Source organism: Natrarchaeobaculum sulfurireducens (assembly GCF_003430825.1).
In the GTDB taxonomy this organism is placed as follows: Archaea; Halobacteriota; Halobacteria; order Halobacteriales; family Natrialbaceae; genus Natrarchaeobaculum; species Natrarchaeobaculum sulfurireducens.
On sequence record NZ_CP024047.1, the window covers coordinates 2,727,219 to 2,742,355 of the forward strand.

A 15,137-nucleotide genomic window follows, 5' to 3' on the forward strand; every position below is an offset into this window, starting at 1 on the left:
GGCCTTCAGGCCGTGGCATTGCGCTGCTCCGCCTGTAACAACTGCAACGGTGTGCACACTGATCGCCAGGCGGATCGGCGAGGTGGTGCGAACTGACGTGCAGTGACTACGATATCAGACAGAACTCAGTGAAAAGCATTCGCCGGACGGGAGCGGCGAATGTTTACACTATCCGGCAGTACGAGACTGCGATCGGCACTGAGACAGCGGTCCGTACGACCTCGTCCTCGAGCATCAAGCCAGTAACGTTCCACGAACGGGACCCGATAGTTTCACTCTCGATGAGAGGAACGTTTTTGCCGTCCCGCTCTAAGGAAGGCCACATGAGCGACTTCGACCTCGATCTCCGGACGGTCGAGGAACACATCGACGAGGAACTCGAGATCGAAGGTAGCATCATCCTGGACGTCCTCGACGGGTCGACACCGGCCGAGGAGTGGCTCGAAGCGATCTCGAAGGGGAACGTACTCGTCCTCGCCGTCGACGGCGAGGTCAACGAACTGGCAGCCGGTTTCGCACGCGACGTCAAGGAGTCGGGCGGGAACCTGATCCACTTTCGGGGATTCCTGCTGGTTACGCCGCCTGGTGTCGACGTCGACACCGGCCGATTGTAGCGTCGAACAGCGTCGGGTAGCGTCGAACAACGGCCGACGACGTTCGTCCGCTCGAAGGTCGACACGTTGCTCCGAGACCGTCGGTTCGGCTTGACATTCTCCCCGCGCTGAAGCGCGAGGTTTTGCGCCTGCTCATCCCATAATCGAACTGCTCGCACATCTCCGACAGCGTCTCGAGTACGTCCTGTTCTTCCCGTAGCGTTCCCTCGAGCACGTCGGCGACGTCATCGAGTCCAAGCTGGTCGGCCATCGAAATAAGCCCGCTATCGAATGTGGTGTGCGTCCGGGTTGTCGGCTTCCTCCCGCGTTGACGAGACGCAAAGCGTCTCGTTCGCACATCGGAACGCAGAGCGTTCCGGGGACGCCTGAACTCGCGAGTTTCCGCCTTGCGGTCATTATACTCGGAGCAGGCGCAATACCACGTCGTTCACGGCGTGGATACGCGCCGTCACAGCGGGAATTCCCGTACGTTTTTGTTTCACACTGACGTATGTATGCGCGTCGGCACATTGGCTATGACCCCAATGTAGCCGAGCGCCCGAAACTGGCGGTTCGAGTGTCCGCCCACGCTGGAAACAGGGTGTGCCCCACGCGGGAATCAAATAACAAGCACCGGGCGACCCGACCGAAGAAGTAACTCCGAGTCCGTTACCGTTGATTCGACCCCCGCCGGGCACAAACAACCACGAGGGTCGAACCCAACCGAGGAAAGGAGTACCGGGGGCTTGGCACTCCCAGGAGACTGCCCACAGACCGGCCACTCACCGATTCTGACGGTGCGCTGGCTTGGTGATCTGCGAACCTGAAATTCCCAACTCAACGGTTCGGTGCCGTGGGATTCCTCCCGCGTTCACGCGGAGGAGGATGTCACGAGCGGACGGGATACGGGGCGGGTGTGACTACAGTGGATGGACTCAGATCGTAAACGTCAGGACGTGTCCGTCGGGATCGCGTACGACGACTTCCTCGTCGTCGACGCGGTCGACCTGTCGAACCCGATCGGCGACCGCCTCGAGTGCCGCGGTCGGTTCGGTAGTCTCGAAGCCGAGGTCGACGTGGACGCCGCCGCGAGCGTCGGCGATCCCGAGGTGTGGCTCCCAGAGTTCGAGTGCCATCGGACCGTGCATTCGCACGCGCGTTCGATCGTCCCCCGCGTCGACCGTCTCGAAGCCCAGGTCACAGTAAAACGACTCTGCGCGCTCGAGATCCTCGACCTCGAGGACGACCTCGAAGAGACCATCGATGCCCGGTCCGTCGACGTCTTGCTGGCCGAGTTCGACGCAGTTGCCGTCGGGGTCGTAGAGATACAGCGACTTCGACGGGCCGAACTGGACCTCCTCGAGATCGTACTCGGCGTCCAGTCGGTCCCACCAGTCGTCGTACTCTGCCGCCGGGATAGAAAACGCATAGTGGGTGTGCAGCCCGCCCCGTGGAACCCCGGCGGGTCGACGGAGGATGAGGTCCGTTTCCCCGGCCGCGAGCCGAAGCTCCGTTTCGCGTTCGTCACGGACGGACAGTTCCAGCGTCCCCTCATAAAACGTGCGAGCGCGCTCGAGATACGTGACCTCGAGGGCGAGCCAGGCGAGTCCAGTGAGCATACCACACACTTCATCGGGTGTGGGCAAAGAACCCCCCGCCAACCAGTGGCAAGTCGCCCGCCGGATCGTCGGTCGGTGACACGCTGCCGCTTGGCGGGACTTTATGCAGCCGTCGGCCCTACAACGGGTATGACATTTCGCGTCGACGAGCGGGCGACCGACTTTCTGGAGATCGATCGGTACGAAGGCGGTGTCGGCTGGATCGCGCACCCGAACGAGCGGATGGAACGGGCGAGTCACGCCCTGGCGGTCGACGACGAGGTGTGGGTCGTCGACCCCGTCGACGCCGAGGGCCTCGACGACCTCCTGGCTGAGTACGGTGCGGTGGCCGGTGTCGCCGTCCTCTTCGATCGACACAAACGCGACGCAGCAGCGATCGCGAACCGCCACGACGTTCCGGTCTACCTGCCCGAGCACTTGGAAGGGATGACCAAAGACCTCGGCGCACCGGTCGTCCGCTTCGAGAACGAACTCGCGGACACCGGTATCGAGGCCCACACGGTGGTCGACAGCCGACTCTGGCAGGAAGTCGCCCTCTACAACCCCGCGGACGCGACGCTGTTCGTCCCCGAATCCGTCGGGACGGCCGCGTATTTCCTGGCCGGCGGTGAACGACTCGGCGTCCACCCGATGCGACGGTTCGTCCCGCCGCGTCGACAGCTCGGCCGGTTCGCCCCCGAACGGGTGCTGGTCGGCCACGGCCCAGGGATCTTCGATGGGGCGACCGCCGTCCTCGAGGACGCGCTCTCGAACGCACGGGCTCGGACACCCCGGCTGTACGCCGAGACGACGCGGGCGCTGCTTCCGTTCTAGAACTCGAGCGACGACGCGTGCCGGTTGGGAACACAGCTAACTGGGTTGGCTACATAGGGCTGTCTACGATGGTCTACATCACGCGTGCTCTCGTCGAGGTGTTGTGCGATCTCGCCAGCGATGCCGATCCGGATCGCGTGACGACCGGCGTCTCCATCACTCCTGCCGGTGAACTCGAGGGTGCGGAAGCCCTCCCCCCGGAGACGCCCGTATTCACCGACTTTTATCTCCCGAACGCGGGCCACTCGGTCAACGCCGTCTTTGGCGTCGACCTCTCGACGCCTGCTCGCTCCGCCGAGGGGCTGTTCGTCTCCCACCCTGTCCGAGAGCTCGAGGTGACCAAACGCGACGACCTCGCACAGGTAATCTTCGTCGCCGTCCCGCCCTGGGAGGGAGACGAAGACTCCTTCGCCGCTTTCGACCGAACCGGCGACCGACGGCAACTCGAGATCGTCGATGCAGCGCCGCCGGAACAGTCGCTGTCGGGCTGATCGACGCCAAAGTGACGTCGGGCTCCGAAGGGAGCGACGTTCGGAACGTCGAGTTTCAGGTGTGACCGCCTCCTCGCCGGAAACGGTGGCGCTTCCCACGACACTGCACCGCTGAGTTGGGATACTGACTGGGTTACGCTTACGACCCGTCAACATGATAGGTCGATGCCGTTCACGAGAACGGAGCTCTCGTACAGCTCATCAGAACGCTTTGATTTCTGGGGATGGAGTCACGCCCCTCGTAACGACCGGATTCTCTCTCTGTAGAATACTAAGAGAGTGCAGCCGTGACAGCCCCACATCTGCGCGGATAGCCGATATTGGGTGACCGGATAGAATTGGGCTGAACGTTTGCCTCGTCCGTCCGGAAAGCTCCGCGGTGTTTTGCTTTCCATACCAGCTACCTGCCAAACAGGCCGATAGAGAACCACTTCTCGAGCGTCGGGCTGAACTCGGCGGCCATCTGTGCGTCGGCGTCGGTGAACGCATCGGTCGCGACCAGAGTGAGTGCGTACGTCCCGATCACGACGACCGGAAGGGAGACGACGATGACGAGATCGGAGGGGACGAAGAGAACGACCGGCACGCCCGCGATGGTCGCCGGAACGCCGGCGGCGACGACTTTCGTGAAGTCCCGGCTGAAGGGATGGAGTCGGTCGAGATAGTAGAGTTCGGCGAGGGTGAGCCCGCCGACGAGAAAGAGCGCGATGGCCGAGCCGATCGCGGCCCCTTCGATACCGAGTATCGGGACGAGCGCCATCGATCCGAAGAAGTTCACCCCGAAGAGCACGAGCGTGTTCGCAAAGACGATCCGCGAGTAGCCAAGTCCCTGGAGTAACGAGCCGTCCGGTCCGCCGAACGTAACGTTGAACAGGAACGCGCTGGCGAGTAAGACGACGACGAGATTCGCCTCGGCGTACTGGGGCGTGTACAACACCGCGAGGTAAGAACTCGCACCCAGCGAGAGGATGATCGTGATCGGGAGCGTGATCCCAGCGATCCAGCGGGCCATCACCCGGAACCGCCGTTCGACGAGCTCGAGGTCGTCTCTGGACTCCGCGATCAGCGGTTTGAACACCGGCGATAGCGAGTTGAACACGATCATCAGCCCCGATCCGAGCATGTAGCCGACCCGATAGATCCCCACGTCGTCGGACTCGAGGAAGAAGCCGAGGACGAAATAGTCGACGTGGCCCATCAGGACGAAGACGACGCTAGTCATCGCGAGCGGCAGGGAGTAGGTGAGAAGCGGCGTCGGCGCAACCAACTCGAGGTCAGCCGAGAAGACGTGCCAGGCCTTGTAGGTGAAGATCGCTGCGCCGACGGTGATCGCGACGAACAGACCAACGACGTACCCCCCGATGAGTCCGAGGAGTCCAAAGCCGAGGAGCAACAGGGCTGCCGTGGCGACGAATCGGACGACTGGACGCACGAGGTCGCGCATGACGACCCGGTACTGGAGCTTCTTGATGCTGTAAAAGGAGGTGAGCAGAACGTTGTAGATGGCGAGCATCGGAATCGTAATCGATAGTAAAAGGAGGCCGACGCCGAGTGCGGGTTCGGCGAAGAGGTCGGCGATGTGAGTGGCGCTGAGTGCAAGCGCGAGTGCGACGAGCGAGGACGTGACGAGGACGGTCGCGGTTACCTGAACGACGACTCCTTTCGCCTTGCCCAGTTCGCCCTCCTCCAGATACTGCGGGACGAAGTAGTCGATCGCTAGCGGCAATCCGAGGTTTGCGAACACCTGCATAAAGAGGATAACTGACGTCGCCAGTACGAACAGACCGTAGACAGAAGGACTGACGAACCGCGTCATCAGCATGACGATGGCGAAGCCGAGGATGCCGTTGACGACGTTCCCGAGGAAGGTGATACTGCCCTGTCTCGCGAGCGTCGAAACGCCTTCGTCGTGCTCAGTCATGGTCCCTCGCGCTTTTCGGTCGCGCCGGGTGGTGGGCCACTACAGCCCCGTCGCCGGCTCGAGTTCGTACGTTTCGACCGCTGCAGCCCGCTCGCCGTAGTGGGGAAACTCGACCTCGAAGGCCCACTCGGCGCCTGAACTCACGTCCTCGTCGACGTTCTCGATGACGCTCTCGAGTTCCTCACCCTCGGCGTCAAAGAACGTCGCCCGTATCTCGATATAGCTCAACGTCCGCTCGCCGACGTTCCGTACGGCTCCCCAGAGGGCGACTCGTTCGTCTTCGGTCCCCGGATCGTCTCGGATCAGGTCGTGCCAGACGATCTCGACGTCGCCGGGTCCGGTGATCTCCTCGCCGTTTTCCTCTGTGAAGTACTCGAGACAGCCCGCAAACGGGACCGAAAGCGAGAGCGCGAGGAACGCGCGGCGATGCATCGCCACCTTGTTTGGGGGGATAGCTCTTGAGGGTTCTGGACGAGGGGGCGCGACGACCCCTCTGTAGAACCCGTTCGACTGGCCACCTGCCACAACAGGTACGCGTATTCATCCCGAACACGAACGAAACGAGTATGAACGCAGACGCGGAGCCCCACGTGCTCCTGACGAACGACGATGGGATCGACGCACCCGGCATTCGGGCGCTATACGACGCACTCACCGAGGTCGCCACCGTCACCGTCGTCGCACCCGACCGCAACCAGAGTGCAGTGGGCCGATCGCTCTCGTACGGTCGGACGAGTTCGGCGAGCGACGGCGAACAGCTGGCGACGGACATGGCCGACGCGACGTTCACCGTCCCGGTTCCACACACCGACCACGAACTCGGCTACGCCATCGATGGAACTCCCTGTGACTGTGCCATCGTCGGCGTCAACGCCCTCGAGCCCGAACCCGACCTCGTCGTCTCGGGCTGTAACGAGGGAGCGAACCTCGGCGCATACGTCTTCTCCCGGTCGGGCACCGTCAGCGCCGCCATGGAAGCCGCGTTTCTCGGGACGCCCGCGATCGCCGTCTCGATGGATACGCTCGGCTACGACAACCCCGAACCCGCCGACTTCGCTCGAGCCGGTGAACTCACCGCCTCGCTCGTCGCCGACGCGCCGGAGAGTGGTCTCTTCGATCGGATCGACTACCTGAACGTGAACGTCCCGCGGCCGGATACAGACGGCGATGCGATCGAACTCACTCGACCGACCGAGGTCTACGAGATGGACGCCGCCTGTGTCGACGGCCGCTTCGAACTGACCAACCGCCTCTGGCAACAGATGGCAAACCGCGACATTCCCGACCCGCCGGGAACCGACCGCCACGCCGTTCTCGAGGGGGCGGTCTCCGTCTCGCCGCTCTCGGCACCCTACGAGGTCGTCGAGTCCGAGACCGTCGAACGGCTGCTCGGACGAGTGCTCGGGATCGACTGACGTCAGCGTCGAATCATGAGTCACGGGGGACGCGGCGTCGAATCATGAGTCACGGGAGATCGGATACGCCTGAGGCGACGGCGAAGCCGCCCGGAGACGTTTTTGGCAAGCACGCGGCCCGAGAAGGCGAGTGTCCGTCTACGAGCACGAGGATAGAACTCCCCGAGTTGGTTCTCGGGGACGGTCCGCGGTTCGAACGTCGGATCCCGAAGGTTCTCGAGTCCCTCGACCAGCAGTCGGATCTGAAGCGTCGCCAGCCGGTCGAAGACGTCCCAGAGGGTAGCACAGCCCTCGAGAGAGACCTCGTCGTAGGCGACGATTTCACCGCCGTCGATCGACTCGTTCAGCCGCTGAAGGGTTGCGCCAGCGCGTTCGCGGCCGTCGTGGAAGATTACCGGCGGACCCATCCCGCGATACTCGCGAATGTCCGCCGGGTGAAAACTGAGGACGCCGTGTTCCGGTGCCGTCAGGACCGACCCGCGAACGAGTCCGAAGCCGAAGCGGACGACGACGTCACAGCGAGCGGCAAGCGTGACGACGGCGTCGTCGGGGAGTTCGTTCCAGTTCCCGTCGGTCTGGGGTGTACACCGGACGTGTTCGGCGTCGGCCAGCGCGTCGACGTTTTCGACGGAGTGGCGGTGCCAGAGCGTTTGTTCGTCGCCGAGCAGTCGCGCGATGGTCCGCGCTGCGAGAACGAACGTCCAGGCACGTTCCGTCCGAAAGACCTCGAGAAACTGCGTCAGGTCCTCGAGCCCGAGTCGTTTCTTTTCGTTCCACGATTCGGCGTCGTACTCGCCGTTGCTGGCGTTGTGAACGACGAGCGGGATCTCGACGCCGGGCGTCGCCCGTACTCGTTCGATCGCACGCACCTGCCACTCGTAGAGAAACGGTTCAGTAAGGATTCCCACCGTCAGCGGTCCGTCCCCGTCCATGCAGTGTCTGTGCAACGCCGACCTTGGGTGTTAGTTACCGACTTCGTTCACGGCCTCATCGGACCGGTACGAGACGACTACAGCGATCGGTGATCGGCGTAGGTCACCATCAGGACGGCCGTACCATCGGCGTACTCTGGGTGTCTACCGCGATCCGTGGCGGACTCGAGGCGAGGAGCGATCGAACGACAGTGTCGAAGAACGGATCGTAGTGATGCTGTTAGAGCGTCGTTTCTCGAGCGAACGATCTGGACACGACACCGGCTCTCGAGCGACCCGCTCGCGAACCGGATCGAAAACACGTTTATCCACGCTCGCACGTAGAAACGATCGATGGAGTGTCGCCACTGCGCGTCGCCGCTCGAGAAGCCGGGAGACTTCTGTCTGGTCTGTCGTGAGCGAAACGTTGCAGCGGTCGTTCTCGAAGCGGCGCGTGATCGGGCGACACTAACGATGCTCGCGGACGACGACGAGCGCGACGATATCGAGCCGATCGTCGGACAGACGACGATCACGACGACGCCCGAAGACGGTGGCGAAAAGGGAGTCATCGAACTGCGCAACTTCGCGGGGCTAATCGGCGACGAGATCCGTCGTAAACGCCCCGAAGAGGTGTACGCTGGCGGCTCGCGCGAGGTGATCCGGGCCGTTCGTGAGGACATCCACCACCAGTTCTACCGCGTGGCCGACGACGATCCCGTCGAGGCAGTCATACAGCGCCGGCACAGACCCGCACTCGACGTAGTCCAAACGCCCCCGGCCGAAAAGATCGGCGGGAGTCACACGACGCTCATCGGCGGCCGGACCGGAATGCGAGCCATCCGGACGGTCGCCGACCATCCTCACGTCAAGAAGGTCATCCCCGGCCCCATCGACGCCGGCGGCAAGGGCTCACAGTCGGGGCTGCGCGCGAAGGTGACTCGCGCCGACGACGGTGGCAACGTCCGGATGCTCCTGCGGGATGGCTCGAGCGTCCAGGAGAATCGCGTCGTCACCACCGCCCCCGACCGGGAGATGGGCGAGCACATCCGTGAGGATCTGAACGACGTGCTCGCCGAGGCCGAATTCAACTGAGGCGACCGGTTCGGATCTGATGTAGTCACGCCGCGATGGTGGTGACACTGCCTGCTGGTTGTCTGGTTCTTAACCGGCGCAGAGTAATGAGATATAATTAGCTATGCTCGAGCGCCCCGACGCCGTCCTGGCTGCGATTCCGGTACTCGCGGTGAGTGGAATCGCTCTGCGGACAGTGATCGCGGCGACCGGAGTCGCTACTGGTCTGCTCGCCGCCCCACTCGCGACGCTCGGGTGGGTCGCCGCGCTCGCGGTGATCGGCTGGGAACTGCTCGTCAACCCAGCCTCAACGCGTGCGGGCGAGCGAGCGTGACGACTCTGACTCAACAGGTTTAAGAATCAGCTACGGATAGAACGCAGTACTATGGCCAAGAAAGGAACAGTCGGTAGCGCGGGCCGCTTCGGCGCACGCTACGGTCGGGTCGCACGACGACGTATCTCGGAGATCGAAGACGCGATGAACAACGCACAGGTAGACGGCGAAGACGTCACCCGCGTCGGCACCGGCATCTGGAAGAACGAAGAGACTGGTGAGGTGTTCGCCGGCGGCTCCTACCGACCGGAGACGCCAGCCGGTGTCGCCGTCGAACGCTCGATCCGCGCAGCACTCGATGAGGACGACGAGTAACCCCACCTCACACTGTCACGAATGAGCTACAAGTGCTCCCGCTGTAAACGCGACGTCCAGATCGACGAGTACGGTGGCGTCCGCTGTCCGTACTGCGGTCATCGCGTGCTGCTGAAAGAACGCAGTCGCGACGTCAAGGAAGTCGACGTCAACTGACGAGCGTGTCTTTTCACGACGCGACCCTCGAGTTCGAGTACGAACGCGAGTCGCGTGCCCACCTCGTCGCCGAGAGCGTCGGCCTCGAGGTGGGTGAGATCGACGACGATCGCTCGAAAACGACCGTCGAGCGTGACGGCTCCTGCGTCCGGGTCGACGTCCGGGCCGGGGACGTCGTCGCGTTGCGGGCTGCGCTCAACACCTGGATTACGCTGGTCGACGTCGCCGAACGAACCGCAAGCGCCGGCGACGGGGTCGTAGAGACCCGCTAACCCGCGTCGGCTCCGATCCATACGAAAGCGTGTCTTTTTCCGTCCGGAGGGCGACCGTCGAGACATGCAAGGAAACCTGCCGCCGGAAGCACAGGAGAAAATCGAGCAGCTTCAGGACCTTCAGGAGACCGCCCAGACGGTCGCCATCCAGAAGCAGGAAGCCGAATCGAGCCTCACCGAGTCCCAGAACGCACTCGACGAACTCGAGAACATCGATGAAGAAACCACGATGTACCGTAACGTCGGCGACCTCCTCGTCGAAACCGACTACGAGTCGGCCCAGGAAGACCTAGAGGACAAAGTCAACTCCCTCGAGATCCGCCTCGAAACCCTCGAGAAACAGGAAGACCGCGTCCAGCAGCAGTTCGAGAGCCTCCAGGAGGACCTCGAGGGCCTGCTCGGCGGTGCAGGCGGCATGGGCGGCCCAGCCGGCCCCGGTGGTCCGGGCGGCGCGTAGATGAGTCAGGCAGATCCGTCCGACGAGGAGGTCGTCCGGGTGGCCGCCGAGGCCGCCGAGGGACTGGTCTTCTCGCGGTACAAACAATCAGCCGTCCGTGACCTCGACGTGACGGTCACGTTCGAGGAGGGCGTCCTCGAGGTCGACGTCTATCTCAACGTCCCCGGCGCTGAAGACGACTCAGAGCCGGAGCAGGTCGCCGACGACGCCGCACTCGCCGCACGAGAAGCGGTCGACGACCTGTTCGAGGCGTAACTCGGCTCGAGCCGGGTTCGATTTTCGAGACGGTAGTGCAACAGGAGCCCAGCGACCGCCGAGCGACAGTGTTCCTGACGCTCAGTGGCGACGCTAGTCGTCGGGGGCAAGAAGTTCGATGGGATGTGGAACCGGTCGCTCGAGCAGCGTCTCGAGCTGGTCGCCACAGGAGGTGCCGCTGGCGACGACCGTCTCCGCGGACCCGACTTCGTCGGCCACCCGTTCGCCCACGTCGACGCTCACCTCGTAGAACTCGCGTTTGTAGCCGAAGCTCCCGGCCATCCCGCAGCACTCGGCGCTCGTCGTCTGCGGGTCGTAGCCACAGCGCTCGAGTAGCGCGGTCGTCGGGGCCTCGAGGCCGAGGGTGCGCTGCTGGCAATGGGAGTGGTACGCGATGGGTTCGTTGCCCGCACCCGTTTGTAACACCGCGGCGTCGGCTCCGGTTTCGACCAGTCCGTAGACGTACTCGCAGATTTCGTAGCTGTTCTCGGCGAGTGTTTCGTACGACGCCTCCGGAAGCAACCGTTCGTACTCACGATGGAAGGCGGCGAGGTCGGAGGGCTCGATTACGACGAGGTCACGGCCAGCGTCGAGGTCCTCGACGACTGCGGCATATAGCCGACTCGCCTGCCGATCCGCCGTCGACACCATCCCCTGAGAGAGCGGGGCGCGGCCGCTCTCTGGGAGGTCGGGAACCCGAACCGGGACGCCGAGGGCCTCGAGCGTCCGGACGGCGGCTTTTCCGCGGTCGACGTCGACGAAGTTGGTGTAGACGTCGGGATAGAGGATGGCCTCCCGGTCGGGACCGCCAGCGGCTGCCCGTTGCTTCGATTCCTTGGGGTCGCCGTGTCGTGCCCCCGGCTCCGACGCTCGCGTTTTCGAGGCGGCAAAGCCCCCTCGCGTCTCGAACCAGTCGACGAGCGTCTCACGCTGAAACGTCGGGAGGTCGCGTCGTCGGTCGATTCCAAGCGCCTGCTCGAGCATGGCGCGGACAGGGGTGGACCCGACGAGCCAGTTCGAGACCGGCGCGGTGGCGCTGGCGAGTCTCGCCACCGTCCCGACGTTACCGAAAAAGCGCTTTCCGAGGTCGAGTCCGCCGGTCTCGGCGTCGGGCGTCAGGCCGTCGACGAGGAAGTCGGCGGCCGCGGGGTCGGCCCCGCGGTTGTGTCGGTCGCGGACGACGGTGTTGATCCAGGGGATATCGATTTCGACGGGACAGGCCTCGACGCAGCGACTACAGCCCGTACAGAGGTCGTTGAACTCCGCGGCCGATTCCTGACCGTGAACGCCAGCCTCCCAGCCAGTGGCGATGCCGCCGGAGTAGGTCTCGCCGCCGAACCCGTGGCCACCGACCGACTGGAAGTTCACACACGAGTTCGAACACGCCCCACAGCGGATGCAGTAGAGCGTCTCGCGAAGCTGGTCGTCCTCACGCATCGCCATCCGCCCGTTGTCGAGCAACACGAGGTGAAAGTCGCGGTCGGTCGTCCCGGTTGCCCGAGCCGAGCCGGTCTCTTTGCCGTCGCTCGAGTCCGGGACGATCGGCTCGTCGGCGTCGAAGTCGATCGTCGGCGAGTCGGTCGGCGGCGTGAGCATCGTCACGTACTGGGCGATCGACTGGCCAGTCGCACTCTTGGCGATGAGGTCGACGAACGGCTCGAGATCGCTAATAGAGGGGACGAGCTTTTCGACGCCGGCGATGGCGACGTGCGTATCGGGCGTGACCGCACACTTGCGGGCGTTCCCCTCGTTCGTCACGAGTGCGATCGTCCCCGTTTCGGCGACGACGAAGTTCGCGCCGGTGATCCCGACATCGGCCTCGCGGATGCGCTCGCCGAGGTGGTCGCGGGCGAACCGGGTCAGCGCTTCCGGCGTCTCGAAGCGTTCGTCGGGATCGAACGCCTCGGTCAAGAGGTCGGCGATCTCTTTGCGCGAAAGGTGCATCGCCGGGCCGACGATGTGTGATGGCGACTCGTCTGCGATCTGGAGCACCCACTCGCCAAGGTCGGTCTCGGTGACCGTGATCCCCTCGCGCTCGAGGGCGTCGTTGAGGTCGATCTCCTCGGTCGTCATCGACTTCGATTTGACGACCGACGGGGCGTCCACAGCGGTATCGTCGTCGGCAGGCTCGCGAGCGGCGCTGTCGACGACGACGTCGGCCACGTATCTGTTCGCGTCCGCCGCATCGTCGGCGAGGTAGACGGTGCCGCCGTTCGATTCGACGGCCTCACGAACCGTCTCGAGGAGTTCGGGGAGGCGCTCGATCGCGTCTTCTTTGATTGCCCTGGCCGTCGCTCTGCGGTCCTCGAGGGTGTCCGTGGCCGCATACGTCGCCGCTCGGCGGTTGTTGAGGGTACTGGCGTTCGCGTATATCGCCTCACCCTCGGTCGACAACAGATGACGGAGCCTGGCGGCCGTCTGGCTCCGGTCGTCCGTTCGGTCGGCCATCGTCACCGATCCTCCAGGAGAACGACGTGCACCTCACCCGGTCCGTGGACGCCGTGGACGAGTCCGCCCATGTCGGCGGTCGCGCTCCGGCCGGTGGCGAAGACGACACTGTCGTCGCCGGCTGCAAACGCCCGCTCGAGTCGATCGAAGCCAGCTCCGAGATCCGGAACGACGTCGCTCTCGGCGACGACGGCGACGTGGCGCTCCGGGTAAAGACTGAACGGTTCCTCGCCCGCCGTGGTCGACTCGATGGCGACGGTGCCGGACGCTGCGATGGCGAATCGGACAGGCGTAATTCCCGTTTGCGCACCGACGAGGTCGGCCGACGTCGGCGCCGTTTCGACCGTCGCTGGAAGCGAAACATCGTCGAACGGGAGCGGGACGCCGACAACGGGTGGTTCGAGTGCCGCCTCGATCGCCTCCGAAGCGTCGGACGCCAGGGTAAGAGTGAACGATACCTCGAGCGCCTCGAGTGCCCGTTCGAACCGGCTGACGGTGTCGAGAGTCATTTCCTGACGAATTCGGTCGGACGATCAATAGCATGTCGGACGCTGACCGAGACGCCCTCGAACGCTCCAGCGTCTCTCCGATCTCACCGGAGCCGTTACAATGCAGTGTCGTGTTCGCCCTGGAAATCCCGCTGGGCGCGGTACTCCTCGACGAACGCAGAGACGTCGAACTCGAGCATCTGGCTCTCGAAGTCCCGTCTCGCGTCGTCGTCTTCGGCGTGGCTGATCGCGTGTTCCATGAGTTCGACGACGAGTTCGACGATGATCTCGTGGAGACGGCGGGCGTCGAAGTCCGTGACCCAGACCAGCGTATACCCGACCGCACCGTCGTCGCTGGCGTCGTGGACGACGACCTTCTCGGGGAACTCCTCCATGACGATCCCCAGCAGATGCGGCGTCCCGAACGTCTCGAACTCGTCGTCGGACTCGATCGTCTCCGCTAAGACCGCCACGAGCGACTCCGGAAAGAACCGAGAGGGCGGGTGGACGTCGGTCACGACGGCGTGCGTCGAGCCACAAGAACAGGTGAGCTCACGCATCCCGAGATCGAGGTCGTGCGGATCGATCGCTTCGTCACACGGAAGCTCGAGACGACGGTCGTCGGCCGGACCCGGAACACGGGGGGCTGCCATGGGTCGTCGTTCGACTCGGTCGGACAAAAGGGCGACGACTCGAGGAAAAGGCTTTCACAACAGCTCGGCGGGAGCGTACCGAACAGTCAGGGCCAGTCGTCGCGGACGGGTTCGGCGTCGTCGTCGGCGTCGTCGACGCTCGCAGCGACGATCCAGTCGGCAGCCTCGGCGGCGTCCTCGACGGCCAGATACTCCCAGCCGACCTCGTCGGCCAGCTGCTCGTCTTCGTCGCTCGCACCGATGTAGACGTAGCGGTCGGTCTGGAACTGGTCTTTGACACCCTCGAGGCTCTCGGCTTTCCCGCGGGGACCCGAGAAGAAGTCCTGGCGGATGCGGTTCTTGCGGGTGAAGTTGGTCACGACGTAGGTCGGTTCCTCCGAGACGACGCCGATGTACTCGGTCCAGCCTCTGGCGTCCTCGAAGACGCGTTCGGGCGAGGCGAGCTCTTTCAGGGCCTCGAGCTCGAACGCGAGGGTCATATCGCTGTCGCCGTTCATACGCAATCGAACGGCCGCGTCGGGGAAAACCGCTTCGATACGTCGAGGGAGGCCCTACGAACACGAGATCCGATAGTAGTCGGTGAAAGCGATCACGTCCCCGACCGAGAGCGATGTCTCGGCGGCTGTCAGGGGGCGATCACTACCCAGCAGGACGAGAAACTCCTCGAGAGCGGCCGCCTCGAGCTGGTCGATGTGTCGGACGGTCGCAGGTGGCGCCACCGACTCGACGCGGCGAACCGTTATCTGCCGGCTGCCGAGATCGGTATGAGACTGTTCACTGGTGGCCATGTTGTATGCTAACTATAATCACAACACGACTTAACCGTTACGCTCGAGTTCGTTCTGGCCGGTTCCAGCAGCCACGTATGAACGGCGGCGAGACGTCACATTGATACACCGAGCGTTCGTTCATACGACGTGAC

General features: G+C 63.9%; 20 protein-coding genes and 1 pseudogene. 11 read left to right on the top strand and 10 right to left on the bottom strand.

The window, feature by feature from the left end; genetic code table 11:
* Positions 1-323: 323 nt before the first annotated feature.
* Positions 324-614: a DUF5779 family protein gene (locus tag AArc1_RS14455; protein ID WP_117365032.1), complete on the top strand. Its 291-nt coding sequence runs from the start codon at positions 324-326 to the stop codon at positions 612-614.
* Positions 615-750: 136 nt separating this feature from the next.
* On the opposite strand, the pseudogene AArc1_RS19405 reads toward AArc1_RS14455, so the two are convergent.
* Positions 751-873 (bottom strand): annotated as a pseudogene (locus tag AArc1_RS19405) (DUF892 family protein); the annotation flags it as partial.
* A 655-nt stretch (positions 874-1,528) separates the two neighbouring features.
* On the bottom strand, positions 1,529-2,212 hold the full coding sequence (locus AArc1_RS14465; protein WP_117365033.1) for a VOC family protein: 684 nt from the start codon (positions 2,210-2,212) through the stop codon (positions 1,529-1,531).
* Between the two features lie 129 nt (positions 2,213-2,341).
* Here AArc1_RS14465 and AArc1_RS14470 point away from each other — a divergent pair, with 129 nt between their 5' ends.
* Together AArc1_RS14470 and AArc1_RS14475 are read left to right on the top strand one after the other, a co-directional pair.
* Positions 2,342-3,025, top strand: a complete 684-nt coding sequence (locus AArc1_RS14470) for a hypothetical protein (protein WP_117365034.1) — start codon at positions 2,342-2,344, stop codon at positions 3,023-3,025.
* Positions 3,026-3,093: 68 nt separating this feature from the next.
* Entirely contained in the window at positions 3,094-3,516 is a 423-nt protein-coding gene (locus tag AArc1_RS14475; RefSeq protein ID WP_117365035.1) for an MPN domain-containing protein, read from the top strand.
* 400 nt (positions 3,517-3,916) lie between these two features.
* Here the strand turns inward: AArc1_RS14475 and AArc1_RS14480 are convergent, their stop codons facing one another.
* Together AArc1_RS14480 and AArc1_RS14485 are read right to left on the bottom strand one after the other, a co-directional pair.
* Positions 3,917-5,437 carry a flippase gene (locus AArc1_RS14480; RefSeq protein WP_117365036.1) on the bottom strand — a complete coding sequence of 507 codons (1,521 nt, stop codon included), beginning with the start codon at positions 5,435-5,437 and terminating at the stop codon, positions 3,917-3,919.
* 39 nt (positions 5,438-5,476) lie between these two features.
* Positions 5,477-5,869, bottom strand: a complete 393-nt coding sequence (locus AArc1_RS14485) for an FxLYD domain-containing protein (RefSeq protein WP_117365917.1) — start codon at positions 5,867-5,869, stop codon at positions 5,477-5,479.
* 134 nt (positions 5,870-6,003) lie between these two features.
* Here AArc1_RS14485 and surE point away from each other — a divergent pair, with 134 nt between their 5' ends.
* Positions 6,004-6,852 (top strand): 5'/3'-nucleotidase SurE, encoded by an 849-nt coding sequence (surE, locus tag AArc1_RS14490; RefSeq protein WP_117365037.1) that lies wholly within the window; start codon positions 6,004-6,006, stop codon positions 6,850-6,852.
* Between the two features lie 20 nt (positions 6,853-6,872).
* On the opposite strand, the gene AArc1_RS14495 is transcribed toward surE, so the two are convergent.
* Complete coding sequence (locus AArc1_RS14495) at positions 6,873-7,784, bottom strand: formyltransferase family protein (protein ID WP_117365038.1); 912 nt, start codon at positions 7,782-7,784, stop codon at positions 6,873-6,875.
* Positions 7,785-8,117: 333 nt separating this feature from the next.
* Between AArc1_RS14495 and AArc1_RS14505 the strand changes: the two genes are divergently transcribed.
* The 7 genes from AArc1_RS14505 to AArc1_RS14535 all read left to right on the top strand — a co-directional run bounded on the left by AArc1_RS14505 (position 8,118) and on the right by AArc1_RS14535 (position 10,626).
* On the top strand, positions 8,118-8,858 hold the full coding sequence (locus tag AArc1_RS14505; RefSeq protein ID WP_117365040.1) for a DUF2103 domain-containing protein: 741 nt from the start codon (positions 8,118-8,120) through the stop codon (positions 8,856-8,858).
* Between the two features lie 103 nt (positions 8,859-8,961).
* Positions 8,962-9,171 (top strand): hypothetical protein, encoded by a 210-nt coding sequence (locus tag AArc1_RS14510; protein ID WP_117365041.1) that lies wholly within the window; start codon positions 8,962-8,964, stop codon positions 9,169-9,171.
* A gap of 51 nt (positions 9,172-9,222) precedes the next feature.
* Complete coding sequence (locus tag AArc1_RS14515) at positions 9,223-9,486, top strand: eL43 family ribosomal protein (protein ID WP_117365042.1); 264 nt, start codon at positions 9,223-9,225, stop codon at positions 9,484-9,486.
* Between the two features lie 21 nt (positions 9,487-9,507).
* Entirely contained in the window at positions 9,508-9,642 is a 135-nt protein-coding gene (locus AArc1_RS14520) for a DNA-directed RNA polymerase subunit P (protein ID WP_117365043.1), read from the top strand.
* A 5-nt stretch (positions 9,643-9,647) separates the two neighbouring features.
* Entirely contained in the window at positions 9,648-9,914 is a 267-nt protein-coding gene (locus AArc1_RS14525) for a KEOPS complex subunit Pcc1 (RefSeq protein ID WP_117365044.1), read from the top strand.
* Between the two features lie 64 nt (positions 9,915-9,978).
* Positions 9,979-10,371: a prefoldin subunit beta gene (locus AArc1_RS14530; RefSeq protein ID WP_117365045.1), complete on the top strand. Its 393-nt coding sequence runs from the start codon at positions 9,979-9,981 to the stop codon at positions 10,369-10,371.
* A complete protein-coding gene (locus AArc1_RS14535) occupies positions 10,372-10,626 on the top strand; it encodes a DUF3194 domain-containing protein (protein ID WP_117365046.1) in 255 nt (84 codons plus the stop codon).
* 93 nt (positions 10,627-10,719) lie between these two features.
* Here the strand turns inward: AArc1_RS14535 and AArc1_RS14540 are convergent, their stop codons facing one another.
* The 5 genes from AArc1_RS14540 to AArc1_RS14560 form a co-directional block, all read right to left on the bottom strand.
* The gene (locus AArc1_RS14540; protein ID WP_117365047.1) at positions 10,720-13,074 is read right to left on the bottom strand and encodes an LUD domain-containing protein; all 2,355 of its coding nucleotides are present in this window, start codon (positions 13,072-13,074) and stop codon (positions 10,720-10,722) included.
* Between the two features lie 2 nt (positions 13,075-13,076).
* A complete protein-coding gene (locus AArc1_RS14545; RefSeq protein ID WP_117365048.1) occupies positions 13,077-13,583 on the bottom strand; it encodes an LUD domain-containing protein in 507 nt (168 codons plus the stop codon).
* 95 nt (positions 13,584-13,678) lie between these two features.
* Positions 13,679-14,215 carry a DUF5815 family protein gene (locus AArc1_RS14550; RefSeq protein WP_117365049.1) on the bottom strand — a complete coding sequence of 179 codons (537 nt, stop codon included), beginning with the start codon at positions 14,213-14,215 and terminating at the stop codon, positions 13,679-13,681.
* An 86-nt stretch (positions 14,216-14,301) separates the two neighbouring features.
* Positions 14,302-14,712, bottom strand: coding sequence for a DUF7124 domain-containing protein (locus AArc1_RS14555; RefSeq protein WP_117365050.1), 411 nt, complete (start codon positions 14,710-14,712; stop codon positions 14,302-14,304).
* A 54-nt stretch (positions 14,713-14,766) separates the two neighbouring features.
* On the bottom strand, positions 14,767-15,003 hold the full coding sequence (locus AArc1_RS14560) for a hypothetical protein (RefSeq protein WP_117365051.1): 237 nt from the start codon (positions 15,001-15,003) through the stop codon (positions 14,767-14,769).
* Positions 15,004-15,137 lie beyond the last annotated feature (134 nt).

What these genes read in the sequence shown, in the direction of transcription:
- AArc1_RS14455 (WP_117365032.1), top strand. Translation starts at nt 324, where the DNA reads ATGAGCGACTTCGACCTCGATCTCCGGACGGTCGAGGAACACATCGAC.
- AArc1_RS14465 (WP_117365033.1), bottom strand. Translation starts at nt 2,212, where the DNA reads ATGCTCACTGGACTCGCCTGGCTCGCCCTCGAGGTCACGTATCTCGAG.
- AArc1_RS14470 (WP_117365034.1), top strand. Translation starts at nt 2,342, where the DNA reads ATGACATTTCGCGTCGACGAGCGGGCGACCGACTTTCTGGAGATCGAT.
- AArc1_RS14475 (WP_117365035.1), top strand. Translation starts at nt 3,094, where the DNA reads ATGGTCTACATCACGCGTGCTCTCGTCGAGGTGTTGTGCGATCTCGCC.
- AArc1_RS14480 (WP_117365036.1), bottom strand. Translation starts at nt 5,437, where the DNA reads ATGACTGAGCACGACGAAGGCGTTTCGACGCTCGCGAGACAGGGCAGT.
- AArc1_RS14485 (WP_117365917.1), bottom strand. Translation starts at nt 5,869, where the DNA reads ATGCATCGCCGCGCGTTCCTCGCGCTCTCGCTTTCGGTCCCGTTTGCG.
- surE (WP_117365037.1), top strand. Translation starts at nt 6,004, where the DNA reads ATGAACGCAGACGCGGAGCCCCACGTGCTCCTGACGAACGACGATGGG.
- AArc1_RS14495 (WP_117365038.1), bottom strand. Translation starts at nt 7,784, where the DNA reads ATGGACGGGGACGGACCGCTGACGGTGGGAATCCTTACTGAACCGTTT.
- AArc1_RS14505 (WP_117365040.1), top strand. Translation starts at nt 8,118, where the DNA reads ATGGAGTGTCGCCACTGCGCGTCGCCGCTCGAGAAGCCGGGAGACTTC.
- AArc1_RS14510 (WP_117365041.1), top strand. Translation starts at nt 8,962, where the DNA reads ATGCTCGAGCGCCCCGACGCCGTCCTGGCTGCGATTCCGGTACTCGCG.
- AArc1_RS14515 (WP_117365042.1), top strand. Translation starts at nt 9,223, where the DNA reads ATGGCCAAGAAAGGAACAGTCGGTAGCGCGGGCCGCTTCGGCGCACGC.
- AArc1_RS14520 (WP_117365043.1), top strand. Translation starts at nt 9,508, where the DNA reads ATGAGCTACAAGTGCTCCCGCTGTAAACGCGACGTCCAGATCGACGAG.
- AArc1_RS14530 (WP_117365045.1), top strand. Translation starts at nt 9,979, where the DNA reads ATGCAAGGAAACCTGCCGCCGGAAGCACAGGAGAAAATCGAGCAGCTT.
- AArc1_RS14535 (WP_117365046.1), top strand. Translation starts at nt 10,372, where the DNA reads ATGAGTCAGGCAGATCCGTCCGACGAGGAGGTCGTCCGGGTGGCCGCC.
- AArc1_RS14540 (WP_117365047.1), bottom strand. Translation starts at nt 13,074, where the DNA reads ATGGCCGACCGAACGGACGACCGGAGCCAGACGGCCGCCAGGCTCCGT.
- AArc1_RS14545 (WP_117365048.1), bottom strand. Translation starts at nt 13,583, where the DNA reads ATGACTCTCGACACCGTCAGCCGGTTCGAACGGGCACTCGAGGCGCTC.
- AArc1_RS14550 (WP_117365049.1), bottom strand. Translation starts at nt 14,215, where the DNA reads ATGGCAGCCCCCCGTGTTCCGGGTCCGGCCGACGACCGTCGTCTCGAG.
- AArc1_RS14555 (WP_117365050.1), bottom strand. Translation starts at nt 14,712, where the DNA reads ATGAACGGCGACAGCGATATGACCCTCGCGTTCGAGCTCGAGGCCCTG.
- AArc1_RS14560 (WP_117365051.1), bottom strand. Translation starts at nt 15,003, where the DNA reads ATGGCCACCAGTGAACAGTCTCATACCGATCTCGGCAGCCGGCAGATA.